We start from the raw sequence: 20,927 nt of genomic DNA, 5'->3' as shown, positions 1-20,927 counted from the left end.
GACCGGGATGGACGTACCGCTGGTGTACCAGTTGTTCCGCCAGGAGCATCGCTGGGTAGCCAAGTACGGACGGGATAAGCGCTGAAAGCATCTAAGCGTGAAGCCCCCCTCAAGATGAGATTTCCCAATTCGTAAGACCCCTGGAAGACGACCAGGTTGATAGGTCCGAGGTGGAAGTGCGGCAACGCATGCAGCTGACGGATACTAATCGGTCGAGGGCTTATCCAAATAGACCCCACATAGTGAAGCAGACGCTGACGAAGCGGATGCCGAGTACTTTGCGGGGGCCCCGATAACAAGGGGACACACAGGTAGGAATGTTCCAAGCGAGTTGCTTCGCATCCAGTTTTCAGGGAATAAAAATATCTCTGACTGTTTGGTGATAATGGCGGAGGGGAACCACGCGTTCCCATCTCGAACACGACCGTTAAGCCCTCCAGCGCCAATGGTACTTGGACCGCAGGGTCCTGGGAGAGTAGGACGTCGCCAAGCACAATCAAGTCTGCACATACCGTGCAGGCTTTTTTGTTGTTTCGATTGGTTTGCGATAAGATCATTTTTTGCTGACTATTGACACCGATGCATGAATCCGTAAGCAGAAGATCGATTAACAAACAAAGGGTTCTTGGGTAAAGGTAGGCAATCCGATCGAAGGAGGTTCAAGCACGCCTGGGACCAAAGACGACTATCCCGAATCGTTGAAGAGCTTCAAGGCACCTGTGAGGAACAAGGCGATTGACATTGCCAACGTCCTGATGGAGGAAGGGGATGAAGAGGGACACGCGATCTCCATCGCCACCGCGCAAGCGAAGGAGTGGGGGGGACATCACAACCATCAAATTCACAAAAAGCTTAACGCCTAACAGAATAAGCAACAGTCGACATCCAGGAGGTTTGAATGCTGACTTTAGTGGTGAGGCTATAAATGAACGCATACGTTATCAAAGGGATTCCCGCTTAATTCACGGTTGAAATATTCCATGATATGCTATAATTCATGTTACATATATCACCGTTTCTGGAACTGTAGTCGATATATAGTAAAGAGGAAGCAAAGCATGTCTACTTGAATGGGGTGCAGAGAAAGGTATGGCGGTTCAAAAAGAGCTTGATTTTTCGATCCACTATGGAGATCCCGCAGTAACCGGAGGATTATCCGTCTTCTCCCCGGAATTTGACCGGGCGTTTGCTTATACGGGAAATGATTTAGGCGTTACCTATGCTTCTTCAGCTAGTGCTTTTCGTCTTTGGGCGCCGACCGCCTCCGAAGTGGCACTAGCCTTATACACGGATGCGGAGACCGATGAAGCTCGGTTCATTGCGATGAGACGCAGTACGATGGGCACTTGGCAAGCGGAGGTCGCGGAAGATCTGAAAGGAATGTTCTATACGTATCGCGTCAAAATCGGGGATACGTGGAATGAGGCTTGCGATCCTTACGCCAAAGCCGTTGGGATTAACGGAGATCGAGCCGCGATCTTAAATCTTGCCGAAACCGACCCGGAAGGCTGGAATGACAGGATGCCGCCCTTCCGTTCTCCGGTGGATGCGGTGATCTATGAGCTTCACGTGCGGGATTTGTCCAGCCATCCGCATAGCGGCGTTGTAAATCGTGGAAAGTTCCTGGGCGTAGGTGAGGCTGGGATCCGAAGCACGAATGGAATCTTAAGTGGACTTGACCATGTGGCAAGCCTTGGGGTGACGCATATTCAGTTTCTTCCCATTTTCGATTACAGCACGGAAAGCGTCGATGAGCGATTCCCGGAGCAATCCTACAACTGGGGCTACGATCCGAAAAACTATAATGCTCCCGAAGGCTCTTACGCTAGCGACCCTTTTGATCCGGCTGCGCGGATTCGGGAGATGAAGCAGATGGTGCAGGCTTTGCATGACCGCGGGCTGAGGGTCATAATGGATGTGGTCTACAACCATGTCTATGACGGGTACCGGATTCATTTTACCAAGCTGGTTCCGGGGTATTATTTCCGGTATCGCGAAGACGGTACCTTGTCGGATGGAGCCTTTTGCGGGAACGAGGTCGCATCGGAGCGCTTCATGGTCCGAAAGTACATCGTAGAATCCATTCTTTATTGGGCGAGGGAGTACCGAATCGACGGCTTCCGGTTCGATCTGATGGGGCTGCTCGATGTGGGAACGATGCAGGAGATCCGCAGCCGACTTGATGAGATTGATCCATCGATTCTGGTTATCGGGGAAGGCTGGCACATGGATTGCGGGATTCCCGATGAAATGCGAGCTTCCCAGCGGAATGCCGATCGTCTGCCGCGAATCGGGCAGTTCAATGACCATATGCGGAATGCCATTAAAGGAAGCCATTATCATCACATTGAACACGGATTCGTTGACGGCGGAATCCATCTTGAACAAGAGGTTCGCGCCGGAGCGGCCGGTGCTGTCCGGTACAGGGAAGACGTTCGATCCTATGCCACAGAACCGGATCAATGCGTGAATTATGTGGAGTGTCACGACAATTATACCCTGTGGGATAAGCTTGAAGTGACGAATGGCTACGAAGAGGAAGAGCTTGATGCGATGCATCGGCTGGCTTCCGGAATGGTCATGACGAGTCAAGGCATCGCCTTCCTGCATGCGGGTCAAGAATTCATGAGGACCAAAAATCACGTAGAGAACAGCTACAGGTCGCTGGACCCGATCAACTGGCTGGATTGGGACCGCTGTGCGGAGCGGCAAGCCGATGTGGAATACATGAGGACTCTCATTACCCTTCGCCGGTCTCATCCGGCCTTCCGTCTTCGCTCTGCAAAGGAAATCCGCAATCACCTGCATTTTGAGGAAGCTCCGGACGGCACCGTCGCTTTTACCCTCAGGGAGCATGCTGGCGGTGATTCGTCTCGGCACCTTTACGTCGTCTACCATGGACGGAAAGATAAGGTGGAGTTGAAGCTGCCGGCATTAGGGACGTGGGAGCCTCTATTCGTCACAGACGGTCGCTCAACAGTCCTAGATAACAAGCTCGTTCTAGACGGGATTGCAATGGCGGTATTGGAAGTTGTTGACTAGTCGTTAGACCTAGTACGCTGTCAGCTCAAGAACCGTGTTCTCCGCATAACTTCCCATACCAATTGACGCCGATTCATATCTACACGATTAGGGCTGACTGCGCATAAAAGTTAAGTACTAGAAGGAATTCAAAGGCTTTCCGCTTTGTCCACAAGCGGGAAGCCTTCTTTGCTGAGAGCGCTCAGGGTCACATCGATGAAGGCTTGGACTGCCTGCGATCGGTAGCGCCCTTTCCGATAGGCGATAACCAGCGTTCGATAAGGATTCCCTTTTAACGTGAGATAGGCCGGCGTGTAGGGGATAGAAGGATCGCGAGCAATCATCGAGGGAATGAACGCGATTCCCATACCGGTTGCAACCAGCGATTGGACGGTTTCGATATTGCTGCTCTCGAAGACGATGTTGGGCTCGAATCCCGCGTTTCGACACAGCTCGAGGCTGATTTTTCGGAAGGCTTGGCCCATCTTGAGCAGGATGAAGGGCTCGTCCTTTAACTCCGCAATATCGATCGGCTCCAAGGGCTTTTTTTGTGCGAGGGGATGGGAATGGGGGACGGTCAGCCACAACTCCTCCCGGATGAGCGGAGTGTAATCGAGAGAAGGTTCTTCGACAGGCAGTGTCAGAATTGCGATATCCGTCTGACCGTTGGAGGTGAACTTCTCCAATCTCGCCGTATTGTCTTCGGCTAGCGTCAGTTCGATGCCGGGGTAGCTTTTGCGGAAGACGGGGAGAACGAGCGGAAGGATATGAGAGCCCGTGATCGGCAGGCTTCCGATGATGAGGCGTCCTTTTTTCATCTGTGAGATGTCCTCCATCTCCCGACTCAATTGGTTCACCTGATCGAGGATGGCTTGCGCCTTTTCGATGAACACTTCTCCGGCATGAGTCAATTCGACGGAATTGGTGCTTCTCTGGAAGAGAAGAACGCCGATCTCTTTTTCCAGCTTGGAGAGCTGCTGACTGAGAGAGGGCTGGGCGATGTGCAGCTTCTCGGCCGCTCGGGAAAAGTTTTTCTCGGCTGCGATGCGCACGGCATAATTCAATTGGCGGAATTCCATTTTCGTTCAGCTCCCAGGTCCCAACATAATCGTTCGGATCGAACAATCCTATTGGTTTTATCCTATAGGTATTTGTTATAAAGTCAATAGCTTTTATATCTTAGCCGGATAGAAGGAGAGGTGATAAGATAAGCAAAGACGAAACGCACGCTATTACCATGAGGTGAAACGAATGGCCAAAACGCTGTACGAGAAAATTTGGGAATCACATGCCATTTATCAAGAAGGCAAACAAGCGATTTTGTATATCGATCTTCAATTGGTCCATGAGGTTACATCCCCGCAAGCCTTTGAAGGACTTCGGTTGGCGGGACGCAAGGTCCGTCGCCCCGATCTGACCTTTGCTACGATCGATCACAACGTACCGACGAAAGACCGCTTCAACATCTCTGATCCGATCTCGCGTCAGCAGATCGAGACTCTGGAGAAGAACTGCGAGGAATTTGGGGTGACCCTATTTGGCCTCGACAGTATTGACCAAGGGGTCGTTCATGTGATGGGACCCGAACAAGGGCTTACCGCTCCCGGCAAAACGATTGTTTGCGGCGACAGCCATACCGCTACACACGGAGCGTTCGGAGCACTCGCCTTCGGGATCGGAACGAGCGAGGTCGAGCATGTGCTGGCTACGCAATGCCTACAGCAAGCGAAATCGAAGACCATGGAGGTTCGGGTGCTCGGCAAAAGGCGTCCAGGCGTCACTGCCAAGGATTTGATCCTCGGTATCATTGCCAAGTACGGAACGGATTTCGGAACGGGCTATGTCATTGAATATACGGGTGAAGCCATCCGCGGGCTTACGATGGAAGAGCGGATGACTGTCTGCAACATGTCCATCGAGGCTGGAGCACGAGCGGGCTTGATCGCGCCGGATGAAACGACGTTCGCCTATCTGCGCGGTCGGCTGTATGCGCCTCAGGGTGAAGCCTATGATGAGGCTGTCGAGAAGTGGAAGCAGCTTGTCACCGATCCTGACGCCGAATATGATCTAGTGCTGGATTTCAATGCAGATACGCTTGTTCCGCAGGTAACCTGGGGAACGAGCCCAGGAATGGGGACGGGAATCAACGCGACCGTACCGGATCCGAGCAGCTTCCAAACCGAGAACGAACGAAAAGCGGCCGAGAAGGCTTTGGAATACATGGGACTGACTCCAGGAACGTCCATGTCCGACCTTGCAGTGGATGTCGTGTTTATCGGGTCCTGCACGAACGGACGAATCGAGGATTTGCGAGCGGCAGCGGCCGTCGCCAGAGGCTACAAGGTGAAGCCTTCGGTACAGGCCATCGTAGTCCCGGGCTCCGGACGCGTGAAGCTGCAAGCCGAGGAAGAAGGGCTTGACCGGATCTTCGAGGATGCCGGATTCGAATGGCGGGATGCTGGTTGCAGCATGTGCCTCGCGATGAATCCCGATGTGCTGACTCCGGGACAGCGCTGTGCATCCACCTCGAACCGCAATTTTGAAGGCCGTCAGGGACGGGGCGGACGCACCCATCTCGTCTCTCCGGAAATGGCGGCAGCGGCGGCAATTTCCGGACATTTCACCGATGTTCGCGAATGGCAGTTCCAATAAGGGAAGGGGTAACACGAACATGGAAGCATTTAATAGCCACACCGGTCTTGCCGTTCCCGTGGATCGGGTGAATATCGATACGGATGCCATCATCCCGAAGCAATTTCTAAAGCGAATCGAACGAACGGGCTTTGGACAGTTTCTGTTCTTTGAATGGCGTTGGGATGAAGACGGCCAAGTGATCGAGCAGTTCCCGCTCAATCAGCCTCGCTACCAAGGAGCTTCGGTCCTTCTTGCCCGTGCCAACTTCGGTTGCGGTTCTTCCCGCGAACATGCTCCTTGGGCGATTCAGGATTACGGCTTCAAGGTCGTCATCGCACCTTCCTTTGCCGATATCTTCTATAACAACTGCTTCAAGAACAGCATTCTGCCGATTCGACTCTCGGAAGAGGAAGTCGAGGAATTGTTCAAGCGCACGGACAAGGAAGTCGGCTACCAGCTTACCGTCAATCTCGAAGCGAAGACGATCACCGACGAGCACGGCCTTGTGATTCCGTTTGAGCTTGATGAACACCGCCGGCAATTTCTTCTGCTCGGTCTGGACGACATCGGACTGACGTTGCAGCATGAGGATGCCATTGCAGCCTATGAGGCAACCCATCGATAAGCGGATCAAGACAAAGAGGCAAGTGCTAGTAACACAACCAAAAAAGATGCAAGTCCTGCCGAACAGGACTTGCATCTTTTCATTAAGAAGCGAATAAGAAGGGGCATCTACAGGCTGCGGCAATCCGCATTCAAGCTTTCATGACCGTTTCCGCAAAATCGGCCCAACTGAGGAGTTTTCGATACTCCTCGGAAGGGGTCACGTCTTCGACGCTCCAACACATCCCCATTGCCGTTTCCACATAAAGGCATTTCTTAAGAATATCCGGCGGAATGACGAGTTCTTTTGCCAAAAAGGTAATGATGCCTAGAATCTTCTCGTGTAAGTCCTCCGTGATTTCATCGCCGAATTCGTTAAGGATGAACCGCGCAACATCAAAAATGGGATCGCCAACAACCCCTTTGGGGTCGATGATTCGATACTCTCCCTCTTTGCCCAGCAGAATATTATCATGATGAAGGTCGCCGTGCAGGAGCATTTGCCGCGAATACGAGCCGGCTACCGAGCCGCAGATCTCATTCGCCTGCCGCATATGGTGATATAATTCGGGGCAGTCCTGCCGGGTGCTCATGTAGTCGGTTATCCGGCCTACCCATTCCGTGTAAGTGGGAAAGCAGTCAGCATGTGTCGGGTTGATGTGCAGCCCCTTGTACAGAGAACAGAACACGGTGAGCCTCTGTTCAAGCGAGTTCTCGTCCCTTAAGGGAGTCCCGGGTTGAATCCATTCTTCTAGGATGACCCCGTTCTCACGATCATCGGCAAAGACTTGGCAATAGCGTCCGCCTCCGTATTGACACAAAGCATGAATCTCTGTTTTAATCTCCGGGTACGCGAGATTGCCGAGTTTGAGTACGGCGTCCCCAAAGGCTTCCGAATGGCAGCGAAAAACAAGGTTAGCCGAATAGGAGGGAATGAAGCGAATGGAGGATAATTTCCATTTTGCCGTATACTCTTCAATATCTCTCTTCACCTTATCGTAAAAATCGGTACCGAATCGATTTTGAATCGCATCGGCTTCATGTTGATGGAAATAAAAGGGTTCCTTCATCGTCAGGATCAACCTCCTCTTCCATGAAAGTAAAGGAGCCGCTTCGATTTGGCAAGTGTTCGGTTTCACTTTCTTCTCAAGCGGTCAATAACGGACATGTGGAAGTCCAATCCTGGAGGAAACTTGACCAATAAAAGAAGAGGCTCCAACCGTCGGTTGGATTTGAACCAGCCTTGTCAAACCATAACGTTATTGCGTCATGGAGATCGGATGGTCTACCATAAGGATGCGGCCGCAAATCCAATGGAATGGAGCTTAATCGCTATGTCCGAGCTTCGAATTCATGAACAGATCGCCTTTCTGCGCAAGCAAAAGGGGATCACGCAAGAGGAATTAGCCAAAGCACTCGGGGTCACGAACCAATCCGTATCCAAATGGGAATCGGCGATCTGCTGCCCCGATCTTCAGCTCTTGCCCAATATCGCGACTTATTTCGGCATTACGGTCGATGAGCTTCTCGGGTATAAGCCCGCCGATACTTTTGGCAGCGTATATCTAGGTATTAAAGGATTATTTGAAGCTTCGCCCGCTGAAGAATCATTCGCCATCGCCTACAGGCTGGCTGCGCTATTGCACGAAGGAGCTGTTTCAAGGGGCTATAAAGGGTTTGTGCCTTGGGAGACCGGCAAAAATCATGGAATGTCGGGAGTCGATCATGAATGGAACTATTCCGCCTGCTCCGAGCCGGAGGGGGCAACGATTCACATCGGCAGAGCTGTGTTTATTGCTGATCATTCGCTTGCCGCTCCAATCACTCCCGTAAAGATTCGAGAGATCTACAACACTATGGCTGTGTATCAAGAGAAAGACGTACTGACTGTCCTGTTCGGGCTCTATGAGTTAACCAAAAAGGACTTTGATCGGTTTGTCAGTTTAAAGGAGCTTGAGATCCAATGCAAGCTGCCGGAAACGGTCGTAGAATCGGCATTAAGTCACCTGCCTGTGCAAGTTAAGATCGAAGAGGACGGGCAGTGCTACTATCGGATCGAAGGATCCTCGATGCATATCCCGGACATTCTCCTGATGCTGAGGGACAAGTAGGAGAAGTACACAGCGAACACGCCTGCGATGGCGTGTTTTTTTGTTGGAAAGGTAGGAATATCGCAGTACCATGTCGAATCTCTGAGGGAGGCAAGAAAGGCGGCGATTCGCAACTTTTTTCCAAATCCCGCGTCTATTCTTGTATGTTCTTATCCCAATTCTTCGAGGTGGAAGATGAAAAAGCTTGTTTGCTCGCTGCTCTCCTTACTGTTGCTCTTCCTCATCCTGCCGCAAGTGTCGCATGCCGCCACGAGCAGCAGCGTATCGCTCGTTCTGAACGGCCAGACGTTGAAATCGGATGTTCCCGCTCAAAAAGTTAACGATTACGTCATGGTTCCGCTCAGGCTGATCTCCCAAAATTTCGGCGCTTCTGTCGAATACCGCGGAGTCGAGCAGAAGGTGATAGTGAAGAAGGATGGCAAGCTGATCGAGCTTTTCATTGGGAAAAAGACAGCTTTGATCAACGCAGAGCCGTTTGCACTGGATGCGGCCCCGGTTGTGATTGATGGCCGAGCGCTGGTGCCGGTTCGATTCGTTGCGAATGGAATGGGGATCAGCGTACAATGGATCAACAAGACCCAGACGGTGATTCTGACGACCGCTCAGGCGCCTGTACCGGTTCCCTCGCCTACTCCCTCGGCTACACCAACGCCGACACCGACACCAACAGCTACACCAAGCCCGACGGCTACGCCAACGCCGGCTTCGACGCCGACAGCTACTCCCAGCCCCACAAGCCCGACAGGGACGACCACCCCTGATCCCAACCTGTATGAACCGGGAACAACGCCCCCTCCATCCCAAGCAAATTCGGAGGCTGGCTACACGAAGCTGATGGGCATTGAAGTGACGGATAGCAGCTTGACTCTTTATGCCGACGGTCCCTTGGCTCCGAAGGTGAGCTATGTCAGCAGCCCGGATCGGCTTGTCATCGATGTGCCGGCTGTGACGTTCAGCGATTCGGTCCCGAGACCGATTTCGACCTCGGAGGGCCTGGTCGCCGTTGATCATCCGCTTGTGGCGAAGGTGCGATACTCCAATTTTGACCCGGTTACCCGAACCATTCGCATCGTGGCTGATTTGAAGGCGAAGACCAGCTATCATGTGGGAATGAACGGCACCGATGGGGCCTTCTCTCTGTTATTCTCGGACGCAAAGTACAAGATTGTGATCGATGCCGGTCACGGCGATACGGACCCGGGAGCGATCTCCATCACCAAGCGCAATGAAAAGGACTTTAATCTGGCGATCGCGCTTAAAGTGAATGAGCTTCTCGGCAATGTTAAGCAAGTGGAAACGTATATGACCCGTTCTGACGATACTTTTGTTTCCTTGGACGGAAGGGCGGACTTTGCGAACTCGCTCGGCGCTGATGCGTTCATCTCCATTCACGGCAACAACTTTACAGCATCGAGCCGCGGAACGGAGACCTATTACTGGAATTCGTACAGCAAGACTTTGGCTGATATCGTGCACAAGCATGTGCTGGCGGCAACAGGATTCCCCGACCGCAAAGTTCAGAAGAATGATTTTCGCGTTGTAAAAGCAACCAAGATGCCCGGCATTCTCATCGAAGTCGGATTTTTGAGCAATGCAGTGGAAGAAGCGCTCATGTACACTCCGGATTTTCAGTATAAAGTAGCGGCTTCCATTGTCGACGGTATCAAGGAGTATTTCAACATTCAATAAGGAGAGTGTTCCATGCGTATACGTACCATCCTGACGGTAATTCTTCTCGGTTCCATGCTCGCGGCTGCAGGGTGTTCGGCGAAAAACACTCCGAGCTCGGCCGACCCGAAACCGACCGAAGCCGCTTCACCTGCGGCGACCTCAACGATCAGCGAAGCGCCGACGGCAACACCCGAACAGAAAACAGAGACGATTAAAGCCTATTATGCGAATGCAGACGGCACCGAGCTTGTCGAGAAGACGGTGACGATTCAAGCGGACAAAGCCGATGATAAATATCTCAACACCTTGAAGGTTTTGACCAGCACCGATGACAGCAATCTCTTTCCTCTGGCCAAAGGGCTGCAATTCAAATCTGCTGAGCTGGAAGACGGAACCTTGACCGTGGATCTTTCGATATTGGATGAAGGAAGATTAGGCTCCGGCGGCGAAGTACTCCTCATGGATGCTCTCCAAAAAACGGTCTTTCAATTTGCAGAGATCAACGCTCTCGAGATCCTGGTGGACGGGAAGCAAATTGAAAGCCTCATGGGGCATGTGGAATTGGAGCATCCCATCAAACGACAATAAGGATAGGGAGCTTGCCTAGTAGAAGCGGCCTAAAATCGATTTGAAGACACGCTCTAATTGATACGATGATCCGGGAGGAAAAGAAGATGAAACGCATGACCCATTGGACGGCGAAGACAGCCTTGACCCTGGCTGTTCTTACCGGCTCCGTTATACCTGCGACCGCATTTGCTGACACTGCGGCGGGAACGGCGGCCGTGAGCTGGAAGATTCAAGCGGCAAACCAATTCTTGGATGTCAAAAGCACCTATTGGGGAGCGAAGGACATCGCCAAGCTTTCCATGTTGGGGATCGTCCAGGGCTATAACGGCAGCTTTACACCCGAAAAGGAAGTATCTCATCAGGACGCTATCGTCATGGCCGTGCGGATGATGGGGTATGAGGAGGAAGCTCTTACTATCAAGAATAGCAGCATTCCCCTTGTGTTCTCTTTTGGGTTAAGCGATTACGCCAAGCCTTACGTGAAAGTCGCCCTGGATCATAATCTGATCGGACTTGCGGAAATCCCGGAACACGATGCGAACTGGGGGATCTCCTCTGCGAGTCGGGAATGGATCGCAAGGGTGATTATCCGGTTGGCTGACAAGGATTCGGAAGCTTTGAGCAAAACGCTGGCTCCTACCGCCTTCAAGGATGGGGACAGCATCACGGATGAGCTCGTCGGATATGTCAATGAAGCCGTCGACCTGGGAATCGTCAATGGCTTTGAAGATGGGACGTTCCGTCCCGCCGTTGCGGTTACCCGCTCCCAGGCAGCCGCACTTTTGAACCGGGCTTCGGTTTTCCTCGCTGTCAAGCCGGGGAATGCCATTACCGGTACAGTCACTTATTTGGATTCATCCAAGCTTTCGCTTATGACGGATGAGGGGGTTGTCATTCAAGCCGATCTTACCGGACAAACGTTAATTTACAAGGATAAAACCCTTTTGTCGGCTTCCACCCTTAAGGTCGGAAATCTGGTTGATGTGATCGTCTCGGGTACGACGGCTTATTTCGTAGATTGGAAGAGCGATCAAGGGCCGGTGGTTGCGAACGGCGAAGGCATTGCCGTGTCGCTCAATGCGACGGATAAGAAAATATCACTTGCTGCTTCCACCGGACAAGTTGATTATTCCTTGACGGAATTGGCTTACGAATCCGTGAAGAACCTCGTCGCGGGCGACAAGATCCGTTATCAGCTGTACGGCACGAAGATGGTATCCGCCCAAATCGTTCCGGTCGTCAAGGGCGAGATCGTCACGATTGATCCGAAAGGGACGGATCCGCTGATCACGTTGAAAAAGTCGGACGGCAAGCTTGCATCCTTCTACTTAACTTCTCAGCCGAAGGTCACCAGTCCGCTGAAATCGAGTGCGACCCTCAGTGATCTGTATAAGGGGGATCAGGTTGCGATTGAACTCGATGCGAGTGGCAATCCGGTCAGCATCTCCGTTGTGATCAGTACGATGACGAATTATTACCAGGCCCGCATCGAAAGCTTCAATGCGACTTCCAAATACTTGACCGTTACCGTCAATGGAACGCCGAAGGTGTTCAAGCTGGATGATAAAACCGTCTTAATCAGCTCGGATGGGAAGGAATCGGTCTTTTATACGGCCCTTTACCCCATCCTTGTAGAAGGACGCAAGCTGGACCTGGTTGCTGCAGGCGATAAGCTCTTGAAGCTTAAGATCGCAAGCCAATATACTGCCACAGTGACATCCGTTGATCTGAATAGCGGAGACTACACGGTTAAGCTCGACGATGGTCAAACGCTCAGCTTCACTTGGAAGACGAATACGAAGGTACTCGACTCGGCGGGCAAAACCATCACCTTCGATCAAGTGGCGATTGGCAAAAAGGTCAAGTTGACCTATGAACAAAGCGTAGATCAAGTCACTCAAATCCAACTTGTGAATTAAACAGGATCAAGCGTCAAAAGTGTCGTTGAGACCGGTTTGGTTGAAGCCAGCCGGTCTTTTCCTATCTTCGAAACCGATTAACCCGAATAAAAGGGAAAATATAGGGGGCAGGTTCGAAAAATGTTCGGATTTTCTTGGCATGGGCCATTGATTATTACCCCTGGGTTCGATAGACTGAAATCTATTGGGATTCTCCGGTTGTTCAGGGAGGTGAGGAATATCCGGTGAATGAAAAGAAAATCCGCCGAATCCTCGATACCATGGGCATGATGTTTCCGGACGCTCATTGCGAACTGATGCACAGGAACCCCTTCGAACTTCTTGTCGCCGTGATGCTGTCAGCTCAAGCAACGGACGAATCGGTAAATCGGCTGACCCCATCCCTCTTCCACAAGTATCGTACTCCCGAGGATTACCTCAAGGTACCGCTTGCGGAGCTGGAACAGGATATTCGAACCATAGGCTTGTTCCGCAACAAGGCCAAAAATATTCAGAGCATGTGTCGGATATTGGTAGAAGAATGGAATAGCCAGGTACCGGAGGCACACGAAGCGCTTGTGGCGCTTCCCGGTGTAGGGCGCAAAACAGCTAATGTTGTCGTATCCAACGCTTTTGGTGTTCCGGCTTTCGCTGTTGACACTCATGTGGAACGGGTCAGCAAACGGCTTGGTCTTGCAAAACCTGATGATTCCGTGCTTGAAGTCGAGAAAAAGCTAAACCGGGTCGTACCGCGGGAAGAATGGACGCTTTCGCATCACCGATTCATCTTCTTTGGGCGGTATCACTGCAAGGCTCAAAGCCCCCGCTGCGCAAGCTGTCCGCTGCTTGATTTTTGCCCGGAGGGGAAGCGAAGAATGAAAGCTCCGGCAAGTATGAAAGCCGGTTCAAACAGGAAGAATGAGAGCTAAGCGAATGGCTGTGATGCTTCTTCATCGCATCGCTGAAGGCTCGAGGGAACGGGCAATAGAGGTAAATCGAACCAGTAGATATTGATAAAAGGATGGGATAGTGGATGAAATGCATCGCCGTTTACACGAAAAACTTTGAACAATTTTCCGATATTTACGAACAAGTGTTGAATACACCGCTTGCGGACAATGAAGAAAAAGAAGTCGAAGGCGTCATGATCAGCGAATCCGGTCAGGTTCCGGAAAACTACTTGAGCCGGATGAAGGCAAAGCCCGAAGTTGTCGTCATGAAAGTGAAGGGCCAGCCAATCACGATTCTCCAGCATGGAGATGTGTTCGAAATCTTGATTCCTGAAGAAGAAGAGCACGCTGTCCTGCAGTAATCCAGCAAGCTTGGTTTAGAAGACAACAGCCGATCGAATATGGCGTATACGATAGAACAAGGGAGGCCCCTGCAAGCGTTAGATGCTTGCAGGGGCCTCCCTATTCGATTTGGAGCGAGAAGATGGCGGTTAGTCCAGGACCACGGAAGGCTGGACCGCCTCCGCTTGTTCCTCTGGTTTGGCTGCGGAATGGTTGCTTGTGCGCAGCGGAAGCTCCTTCAGGAAGAAGACGAGGACGAAGGCGACGACCAGAACGAGAGTGCCGGTTAAGAAAACGGTCGATAGCGTCTGACCGAGCGCATCGCGGATGCTGGCAATCATATCCTTGAATATCGGTTGAACGTCAGCCGGAAGCGCCTTTTGCGTTTCGTCCAGAAGAGGCTTGTTCATCAGCGTTCTCGGATTCGCGAAGGCTGCCATCTTCTTGGCAATCTCCGGATCGAGCTGGGCAAAGCTGCCTGCCTTGGCTTGCAGGGCTTCCTTCAAATGCCGGGTAAGGTTGTTCGACATGACCGTCCCCATCACGGCGATGCCGATGGTACCGCCGAGGTTGCGGAACAGCTGGATGGATGCAGTGACGACGCCGAGCTCTTTATGGGAGACGGCATTCTGAGAAGCGATCGAAAAGACCGGCATGCCGAGTCCGAGACCGAGGCCAAACACGATCATGCTGATGACAGCTGTAGCCGTATTATCCATGAAAACCATAATCCCCATGCCGGCGATCATGATCGGAATGCCGATCAGGGCATACCGTTTGTATTTTCCTTTGCGCGATATCAATTGGCCGGTCATGGCACTCGAAATGACCATGACGATCGACATCGGCATCGTCACATATCCGGCATAAGTGGCGGATATCCCGAGTACGCCTTGGACGAAGAAGGACAGATAGATCAAGGCACCCATCATGCCGAAGTTCATGATGAAGCCGATAATGTTCGAGATGGTAACGACGCCGTTCTTAAACAGGCTGAGCGGCAGGATCGGATTGCTGGCCTTCGATTCGATGAAAACGAAGAGGATACCCGCAACGATGGAACCGGCGAGCAGTCCAATGATCTGCCAGGAATCCCAGGCATATTCGGTGCCGGCCCAGGAGAAGGCCAGGAGCATCGGAACGATGCAGAGGGTGAGCAATAGCGAGCCGATGTAGTCAATGCTCGCAGACGGACCGCGCTTGCCTTTGGGGAAAAGCGCTACAATCAAGGCAAAGGCAACAACGCCGAGCGGCAGGAAGATCCAGAACAGCCAGTGCCAGTCGAGGTGATCGACCAGGTAGCCGCCGAGTGTCGGGCCAAGCACGCTGGAAAAGCCGAAGACGGCGGTCAATAACCCCATCCATTTGCCGCGCTCACGCGGCGGGAACAAATCGCCGACGGCGGTGAAGGAGGTCGATTGAATGATCCCGGCTCCTACCCCTTGAATCCCCCGGTAAGTGATGAATTGAAAGACATCTGTCGAGGTACCGGTCAAGAAAGCGCCGACCATGAAGAGAAGAATACCCGCTAGTAGGAAGGGCTTGCGACCGAACATATCGGACAGCTTGCCGACAAGGACCGTCGCGATGGTGGAGGTCAGCATGTAGATGTTGATCGTCCATGTATAGTAGTCCATTCCATCCAGAATGGAGATAATGCGCGGCATAGCGGTGCTGACGATGGTCTGATTGATTGCAGCGAACAGCATGGCGGCCATGATCGCGATCATGATCGTGAGCTTTCGCTTTTGAGTTAAATGTTCCATATGGTTCTTTCTCCATCCGTTCTTTTAAATTTTCTCTAATTCTGCGTTCAGGATGCCAAAGATGCGCTTCAAATGCTGAATGTCCTCTTCGGACAGCACTTTGAAATGCGCCTCGATAACCTCACGCTGATTCTCTAAAAATTCCTTCACCAGCTTCTCGCCTTTATCGGAAAGGCTGATGGTGACGACTCGCCGGTCATCTTCATCGCGAGTTTTCTCTACATATCCTCCCGACAGCAGATAATCCGTCGCACCTGTGATGGCGGCTGAGGTGAGGGTGAGGCAGCAAGCGAGTTGGGATACATTTTGCGGACCGTGCTTATGCAGCATGTAAAGCACTCGAAATTGCGTTTGATTCATGGAATAGCCATGCTTGTTCCATTCTTGGGAGACCCCCTTCAGAAAGGTTCGAAACATGGAAGACAGTTCAATCAAATGATCATTATTGGACAACTGGGCACCTCCCCCCCTAACGAATTCCTAAAGCCGTGCAAACGTGCTTGTTCGAATCGTTAACTTCTAAATGATTTAGCTCTTAATGATTAAGCACTAAAATAATATAGCACCGTTCCCTTACCCCGTCAAGGTTTGGACACAATCTGAAAGCGCTCTTTTCTAGAAATGGTTGACATGCTACGATAAAGCTGTTATCACCCATTTCGGCAGACGGAGGAGAGAGATGGCAAACGAACAATGGACGGAACTCATGGAACTCGTACAGGAAGCGGGAGACGCCCGGTGCGCTCGGCAAATCGGGGAAGCAGCGGCCAAGAACGGAGCCTCTCCTCTTATGGTGGCCTTTTGCGGACATTTCTCGGCGGGCAAATCGACTCTGATCAACCGATTATGCGGAGGAGATTGGGTGCCCTCCGGCCCTGTTCCGATTAGCGCGAATACGGTCATTCTTCGGTATGGAAAAGAGGGGCAGGCCCGAGTCTACTGGAAGGCGACCGGGACAAAGGAAGAAGCGCTTGAGATGAAACAGGCGGACAATACCCGAAATAGGCTAAACGTCGGTGAAGCCGCTGCTGAGGTGTCGCCTGAGCAGGCAAGCATGCTTTGTGCAGACGGCGGAGTGGAGCGAGTGGAAATTGATGTGCCGATGCTCCGTTGGGGGAGTTCGGTTGCCTTCCTCGATACTCCGGGTATCGATTCGACGGATGATGCGCACCGGGAAGCGACGGAAGCGGCCCTGCATCTGGCCGATCTGGTGTTCTATGTGACGGATTACAATCATGTGCTGTCCGAAATGAATGCCCGTTTCACGAAACGGCTTGTAGAAGAAGGGAAGCCCTTTTACTTGATCGTGAACCAGGTGGATAAGCACCGCGAGGATGAGCTATCGTTTGAGCAGTTTCGGCAAAAGGCGGAAGACACATTCGCTGACTGGGGAGTGCGGTCGGACGGCTTTCTTTTCCTCTCTCTAAAGGAAGAGGGACATCCCTTACATGAAGGAGAACGCCTCTTCCGCTTGATCGATGAGCTTGCGGAGCATAAAGATTCTTGGATTCGGTGGAGCATGCGGCAGTCGGTGGAGGCCCTGGTCAATCGGCATGTGACGGAGCTTGAAGAGAGAGAAGCGGTCCGGGATGGGGAGCTGCTTGTGGCTCTTGCGGATTGGGAAGAGGAGGGGGAGCCGCTGATGGAGCGGATCGCCGCTCTGGAGTCCGAGGATCGAGCCTGGACCGAACGAACGGACAAGAAGCGGCAGGAGGGGAGAAAGACAGCGGATTCTCTCATCGCAAACACAAATTTTATTCCCGCCGATACCCGGGAGCTTGCCCGACTGTATCTCGAAAGCCGCGATTCCCGCTATCGAAAAGGGTGGTTTCGGAGAGCGGAAAGCACGGAAAAGGAACGAAGCGTCCGACTGGATGAGTGGCAGCGTGCTTTTCGTGAGAATGCGCAAGTCGAGCTGGAAGGGCATCTGACGGCATTGCTTCAGGAAGCCGCGGCCGAGGTTGGATTCTCCGCGGAGGAGAGCCGCTCGATTGCCGCCGACGTGGAGGGTGTGGGGGCTGGCCTCACCAGCCTGTGGCTGGCGGAGCAGGTCCAGGCAGGCGCGGTCTACTCGCCCGAGTACGCGCAGACCTATGCCCGCCAAGCCGCTGATGCGGCGAGGGCGGCTTATCGGCGCCGCGCGCACGACTGGCTCGAGCGCGCGGCTCCTCGCGGGCGTGCCCGGCATGGGCGGCGCTGTCGCCGCTATGCGCGGCAAGGCGGCCCGGCTCGCGGCGAGCCGATTTACGGTGGCGCTGTTCGGAGCCTTCAGCGCCGGGAAATCGTCGCTCGCGAACGCGCTTCTCGGCGAACGGCTGCTGCCCGTCTCGCCGAACCCGACTACGGCGGCGATCTGCCGCATCTCGCCGCCGGACGAAGCCCATCCGCACGGCACCGTTACGGTGCGCGTGAAAGCATCCGCCTTCCTCCTGGAGGAGGTGAACGCTTCACTCTCCCGCCTCGATCTTGAAGGCGGTGATTGGGCCACTTGCCTTAGAGCCATTGACCAGGGCGAAGTGATTTTTCAAAAGCATCCAGCCAAAACTCATTCCTCCTTCCTTCGCTCGGTGCGCCAAGGATTTAGCCGGATGGGAGAGCGGCTCGACAGTGAATTTACCGCTCGGCTTGATGATTTCGCCGATTATGCGGCGGATGAACGGCTCGCCTGTTATGTGGAGAGTCTGGAGGTCCATTACGACAATCCGCTCGCTCGCAGGGGAGCCATCCTGGTGGATACGCCGGGAGCCGATTCCGTATACGGAAGGCACACCGGCTTGGCCTTTCATTATATGAAGAATGCCGACGTCATCTTGTTCGTTACGTATTACAACCATGCTTTTTCCCAGGCGGACCGCGAGTTTTTGCTTCAGCTGGGGCGGGTGAAAGACTCCCTGACGCTCGACAATATGTTTTTTCTCGTCAATGCGGCCGATCTGGCTGGCTCCAAGCAGGAGCAGGCAGAGGTCCTTGCCCATGCGGAGAGCAGCCTCGCCAAGCTTGGCATCCGAAAGCCGCGCATGTACGCCATCTCCAGTCGGGAAGCACTCGCCGCGAAGCGGGAGGGGGATGAAGAAGCCCTTGAACGCTCCGGCTTCGGGCATCTTGAGCGCGACTTCACGGCATTCCTCTTCGAAGAGCTGGCGGGTCAAACCCAATCCGCCGCTGCCCGCGATATCGCACGGGCGCGAGGCAGCCTGGAGCAGCGATTGCGCATGGCGGAAGCGGCTGCGGAGGAACGGGAAGCAGTTGCCGCCCAAAGGGAGCTGGACGCGACAACGATCCTTCGTCTGATCGCCAATCTCCCGCAAGCCGAAGCACTCCTCGAGGCGCTGAACCGAGAAGTTCAGGAGCAATTCTACTACATTCGCCAGCGGTTCGATTACCGGTTCGGCGAATGGTATCAAGCCTGTTTCAATCCTGCGGCATTGCGCCGGGAGAACGGAGCGAACGAACGCCTCATCCTGCGGGCGGCTTGGCAGGAATGGACGGCGCTCGTATCCAGAAGCTTGTCTCAGGAAGCGCTAGCCGCTTCCTTAAGGATCGAGAAAGCGGCGCTTCTCCTACGGGACGATGCGCTTCGGGAGGTTCAGCGGAGTATGGAAGCGGGCTTTCCCGATTTTCCGTTTGAGGAGGCCGAAGAAGCCCGCCTTCCAACTCCTTCGGTCAAAGAAGACATCTCCTTCACGGACCGGCCGGTGCGCTGGCTGATCGGCTTCTATAAGAACAGCAAGCATTTTTTCGAAGGCGGAGGAAGCGATGAGCTTCGCAAGGAGCTAGCTGTCCAGGTTCGGGACGAAATCGGAGCTTATCTGAGTGAATGCCGTGAAACCATGACAAGCCATTACGTTTCCCTGCTTCGCAATCAGCTTCAAGAGGCATCGATTTGGCTGCGAGAGAATTTCGTCCGCTATCGCGAGGAGCAAGCCTCAAGCCCGCCAGCACAGGAGAAAAAGGCAGAGTGGAGCGCAGTTGTGCAAAAGCTTCGCGAGCTGGAGGAGGGCCTGGAGGGAGAAGTCAGGTCGGTATATGGTTGTGGTGAAGGGACAGGTTCACTTCAGGAGTAATCCCTCTGTTCGTCCACCGTGGCTCGTCTGGGCCGCTGAAGCAAGGATTGCGAATAATGGAAATCATTTCCTTCGATCAAGAAAGAGCCCGAGCCCGAAATTGACTCGGGCTCCCGTTTTTGGCATCCCATTCGCTTCACAGCCGCGGTTGAAAGCGCTCCTCCACTTGCGCTTTTTTTCGAGGGGGATGACTTCCTAAAGCCTGCCACTGCGAAACGTGAGCGGTTGCAAAACGGCAACCAAAGTTTTACTCTAAGAAGAGCGATTTTACGGCCGAAACGGGAGGGACAAGCATTGTTGTCGACAAAAGCCTTATGGAGAATCGCAGGAACGGCGGCGCTGGCGGCCACTCTTCTCTTGATTGCCGGTTTCGGCTACGCCGTACGGACCGTCGTGTTTCCGGGTCAAGCAAGCTCACCTTCAACGGCTCCTGTTCCATCGGAAACGCCAGTGTCGAGTGCCGCCAGCGGCGATCTCGACGCTGCGAGCCATATCAACATCCTGGCGGTAGGCGATTCGCTGACCCGAGGACTCGGTGACACGTCCGGGAAGGGTGGATACGTGGACCGGGTGAAGGATGGTCTCAAAACGGAGCTGGGCAAGGACGTCTATGTCTGGAATCTGGCTGTGTCCGGGGCGAAGACAGCCGATCTGCTTGAGCAGCTGCAAGGGAAGAGCGATGCCATCCCAGATGCGGCAAAAAAAGCAAATGTTATTCTCTTGACGATCGGCGGGAATGATCTTTTTCAGATGGGGATCACTGATCCGGAGGCTGCTGCAAATGCAGGCAAGCTGACCGTGGATTACGATTCCGTTCAGAAGAATCTACCCGATGCTTTAAAGCGTCTGGAAGCTGGTCTGACCCGGTTGTCGGAGTTGAATCCGAACGCCAAGATCGTCTACGTCATGTTTTATCATCCATTCCTTGATTACGACAAAGAGCGGATCGGCGCTCTGCTCGTGCAGCAGTGGTATGCGAAAGCGTTCGAGACGGCCAACCGGCTCGGCAATGTGACGGTCGTTCCGACATTCGATCTCTTTGATCAGACCCCGCAAAAATACTTGTATACCGATCACTTCCATCCGAATGCGGAAGGCTACGAGCGGATCGCCGAGCGGGTGCTTCAGACGCTGTATTGATGACCGGATTGTCTGTTAGAGCTAGCACGCTGTCAACTTGACTCGTATGGATATGATGTGGCGTCAATCGGTAAGAAAAGTAGTACGATAATCAAGGCTTTTGAGTTGACAGCGTACGAGACCGGGTATGCAAGCACGCGCTTGAAGGAGGCGGATG

At 53.1% G+C, this 20,927-nt stretch carries 16 protein-coding genes, 2 rRNA genes and 1 pseudogene; 15 read left to right on the top strand and 4 right to left on the bottom strand.

The window, feature by feature from the left end:
* The 4 genes from BN2684_RS23715 to pulA all read left to right on the top strand — a co-directional run.
* A 23S ribosomal RNA gene (locus BN2684_RS23715) occupies positions 1 to 228 on the top strand; the annotation flags it as partial.
* Positions 229 to 375: 147 nt separating this feature from the next.
* A 5S ribosomal RNA gene (gene rrf / locus BN2684_RS23710) occupies positions 376 to 492 on the top strand.
* Positions 493 to 719: 227 nt separating this feature from the next.
* Entirely contained in the window at positions 720 to 863 is a 144-nt protein-coding gene (locus BN2684_RS23705) for a DUF2188 domain-containing protein (protein WP_234340310.1), read from the top strand.
* Positions 864 to 1,089: 226 nt separating this feature from the next.
* Positions 1,090 to 3,042: a type I pullulanase gene (gene pulA / locus BN2684_RS23700; protein WP_058304532.1), complete on the top strand. Its 1,953-nt coding sequence runs from the start codon at positions 1,090 to 1,092 to the stop codon at positions 3,040 to 3,042.
* A gap of 128 nt (positions 3,043 to 3,170) precedes the next feature.
* Here pulA and BN2684_RS23695 read toward each other — a convergent pair whose 3' ends face one another.
* Positions 3,171 to 4,100, bottom strand: a complete 930-nt coding sequence (locus tag BN2684_RS23695) for a LysR family transcriptional regulator (RefSeq protein WP_058304531.1) — start codon at positions 4,098 to 4,100, stop codon at positions 3,171 to 3,173.
* Between the two features lie 172 nt (positions 4,101 to 4,272).
* Here BN2684_RS23695 and leuC point away from each other — a divergent pair, with 172 nt between their 5' ends.
* Both leuC and leuD read left to right on the top strand, forming a co-directional pair.
* Entirely contained in the window at positions 4,273 to 5,673 is a 1,401-nt protein-coding gene (gene leuC / locus BN2684_RS23690) for a 3-isopropylmalate dehydratase large subunit (protein ID WP_058304530.1), read from the top strand.
* 19 nt (positions 5,674 to 5,692) lie between these two features.
* Positions 5,693 to 6,280 carry a 3-isopropylmalate dehydratase small subunit gene (gene leuD / locus BN2684_RS23685; RefSeq protein WP_058304529.1) on the top strand — a complete coding sequence of 196 codons (588 nt, stop codon included), beginning with the start codon at positions 5,693 to 5,695 and terminating at the stop codon, positions 6,278 to 6,280.
* Positions 6,281 to 6,410: 130 nt separating this feature from the next.
* Here leuD and BN2684_RS23680 read toward each other — a convergent pair whose 3' ends face one another.
* Positions 6,411 to 7,328: an aminoglycoside phosphotransferase family protein gene (locus BN2684_RS23680; protein WP_058304528.1), complete on the bottom strand. Its 918-nt coding sequence runs from the start codon at positions 7,326 to 7,328 to the stop codon at positions 6,411 to 6,413.
* Between the two features lie 264 nt (positions 7,329 to 7,592).
* Here BN2684_RS23680 and BN2684_RS23675 point away from each other — a divergent pair, with 264 nt between their 5' ends.
* The 6 genes from BN2684_RS23675 to BN2684_RS23650 all read left to right on the top strand — a co-directional run bounded on the left by BN2684_RS23675 (position 7,593) and on the right by BN2684_RS23650 (position 13,820).
* Positions 7,593 to 8,369 carry a helix-turn-helix domain-containing protein gene (locus BN2684_RS23675; RefSeq protein WP_082652213.1) on the top strand — a complete coding sequence of 259 codons (777 nt, stop codon included), beginning with the start codon at positions 7,593 to 7,595 and terminating at the stop codon, positions 8,367 to 8,369.
* A 174-nt stretch (positions 8,370 to 8,543) separates the two neighbouring features.
* The gene (locus tag BN2684_RS23670) at positions 8,544 to 10,058 is read left to right on the top strand and encodes an N-acetylmuramoyl-L-alanine amidase family protein (protein WP_058304526.1); all 1,515 of its coding nucleotides are present in this window, start codon (positions 8,544 to 8,546) and stop codon (positions 10,056 to 10,058) included.
* 12 nt (positions 10,059 to 10,070) lie between these two features.
* Positions 10,071 to 10,628: a GerMN domain-containing protein gene (locus tag BN2684_RS23665; protein ID WP_058304525.1), complete on the top strand. Its 558-nt coding sequence runs from the start codon at positions 10,071 to 10,073 to the stop codon at positions 10,626 to 10,628.
* An 86-nt stretch (positions 10,629 to 10,714) separates the two neighbouring features.
* Entirely contained in the window at positions 10,715 to 12,529 is a 1,815-nt protein-coding gene (locus BN2684_RS23660) for an S-layer homology domain-containing protein (protein ID WP_058304524.1), read from the top strand.
* 224 nt (positions 12,530 to 12,753) lie between these two features.
* A complete protein-coding gene (gene nth, locus BN2684_RS23655) occupies positions 12,754 to 13,437 on the top strand; it encodes an endonuclease III (RefSeq protein WP_058304523.1) in 684 nt (227 codons plus the stop codon).
* A gap of 104 nt (positions 13,438 to 13,541) precedes the next feature.
* Positions 13,542 to 13,820, top strand: coding sequence for a hypothetical protein (locus tag BN2684_RS23650; protein WP_058304522.1), 279 nt, complete (start codon positions 13,542 to 13,544; stop codon positions 13,818 to 13,820).
* A gap of 129 nt (positions 13,821 to 13,949) precedes the next feature.
* Here the strand turns inward: BN2684_RS23650 and BN2684_RS23645 are convergent, their stop codons facing one another.
* The gene (locus BN2684_RS23645; protein ID WP_058304521.1) at positions 13,950 to 15,566 is read right to left on the bottom strand and encodes an MDR family MFS transporter; all 1,617 of its coding nucleotides are present in this window, start codon (positions 15,564 to 15,566) and stop codon (positions 13,950 to 13,952) included.
* Positions 15,567 to 15,590: 24 nt separating this feature from the next.
* The gene (locus BN2684_RS23640) at positions 15,591 to 16,019 is read right to left on the bottom strand and encodes a MarR family winged helix-turn-helix transcriptional regulator (protein ID WP_234340309.1); all 429 of its coding nucleotides are present in this window, start codon (positions 16,017 to 16,019) and stop codon (positions 15,591 to 15,593) included.
* 226 nt (positions 16,020 to 16,245) lie between these two features.
* Between BN2684_RS23640 and BN2684_RS25140 the strand changes: the two are divergent.
* From BN2684_RS25140 to BN2684_RS23625, 3 genes and pseudogenes are all read left to right on the top strand, one after another.
* A pseudogene (locus BN2684_RS25140) lies at positions 16,246 to 16,869 on the top strand (dynamin family protein); the annotation flags it as partial.
* Between the two features lie 883 nt (positions 16,870 to 17,752).
* Positions 17,753 to 19,630 carry a dynamin family protein gene (locus tag BN2684_RS23630; protein ID WP_159065840.1) on the top strand — a complete coding sequence of 626 codons (1,878 nt, stop codon included), beginning with the start codon at positions 17,753 to 17,755 and terminating at the stop codon, positions 19,628 to 19,630.
* A 294-nt stretch (positions 19,631 to 19,924) separates the two neighbouring features.
* Positions 19,925 to 20,770 carry a GDSL-type esterase/lipase family protein gene (locus BN2684_RS23625; RefSeq protein ID WP_058304518.1) on the top strand — a complete coding sequence of 282 codons (846 nt, stop codon included), beginning with the start codon at positions 19,925 to 19,927 and terminating at the stop codon, positions 20,768 to 20,770.
* Positions 20,771 to 20,927 lie beyond the last annotated feature (157 nt).

This window comes from Gorillibacterium timonense, from assembly GCF_001457415.1.
Taxonomy (GTDB): domain Bacteria; phylum Bacillota; class Bacilli; order Paenibacillales; family NBRC-103111; genus Gorillibacterium; species Gorillibacterium timonense.
The sequence above is the reverse complement of the archived record's forward strand: the minus strand, read 5'-3'. Positions and strand labels throughout refer to the sequence as shown.

Coding starts and splice junctions, on each gene's coding strand:
- BN2684_RS23645 (WP_058304521.1), bottom strand. CDS start 15,566: ATGGAACATTTAACTCAAAAGCGAAAGCTCACGATCATGATCGCGATC.
- BN2684_RS23680 (WP_058304528.1), bottom strand. CDS start 7,328: ATGAAGGAACCCTTTTATTTCCATCAACATGAAGCCGATGCGATTCAA.
- BN2684_RS23675 (WP_082652213.1), top strand. CDS start 7,593: ATGTCCGAGCTTCGAATTCATGAACAGATCGCCTTTCTGCGCAAGCAA.
- BN2684_RS23670 (WP_058304526.1), top strand. CDS start 8,544: ATGAAAAAGCTTGTTTGCTCGCTGCTCTCCTTACTGTTGCTCTTCCTC.
- leuC (WP_058304530.1), top strand. CDS start 4,273: ATGGCCAAAACGCTGTACGAGAAAATTTGGGAATCACATGCCATTTAT.
- BN2684_RS23630 (WP_159065840.1), top strand. CDS start 17,753: ATGGGCGGCGCTGTCGCCGCTATGCGCGGCAAGGCGGCCCGGCTCGCG.
- pulA (WP_058304532.1), top strand. CDS start 1,090: ATGGCGGTTCAAAAAGAGCTTGATTTTTCGATCCACTATGGAGATCCC.
- BN2684_RS23650 (WP_058304522.1), top strand. CDS start 13,542: ATGAAATGCATCGCCGTTTACACGAAAAACTTTGAACAATTTTCCGAT.
- BN2684_RS23665 (WP_058304525.1), top strand. CDS start 10,071: ATGCGTATACGTACCATCCTGACGGTAATTCTTCTCGGTTCCATGCTC.
- leuD (WP_058304529.1), top strand. CDS start 5,693: ATGGAAGCATTTAATAGCCACACCGGTCTTGCCGTTCCCGTGGATCGG.
- BN2684_RS23695 (WP_058304531.1), bottom strand. CDS start 4,100: ATGGAATTCCGCCAATTGAATTATGCCGTGCGCATCGCAGCCGAGAAA.
- BN2684_RS23660 (WP_058304524.1), top strand. CDS start 10,715: ATGAAACGCATGACCCATTGGACGGCGAAGACAGCCTTGACCCTGGCT.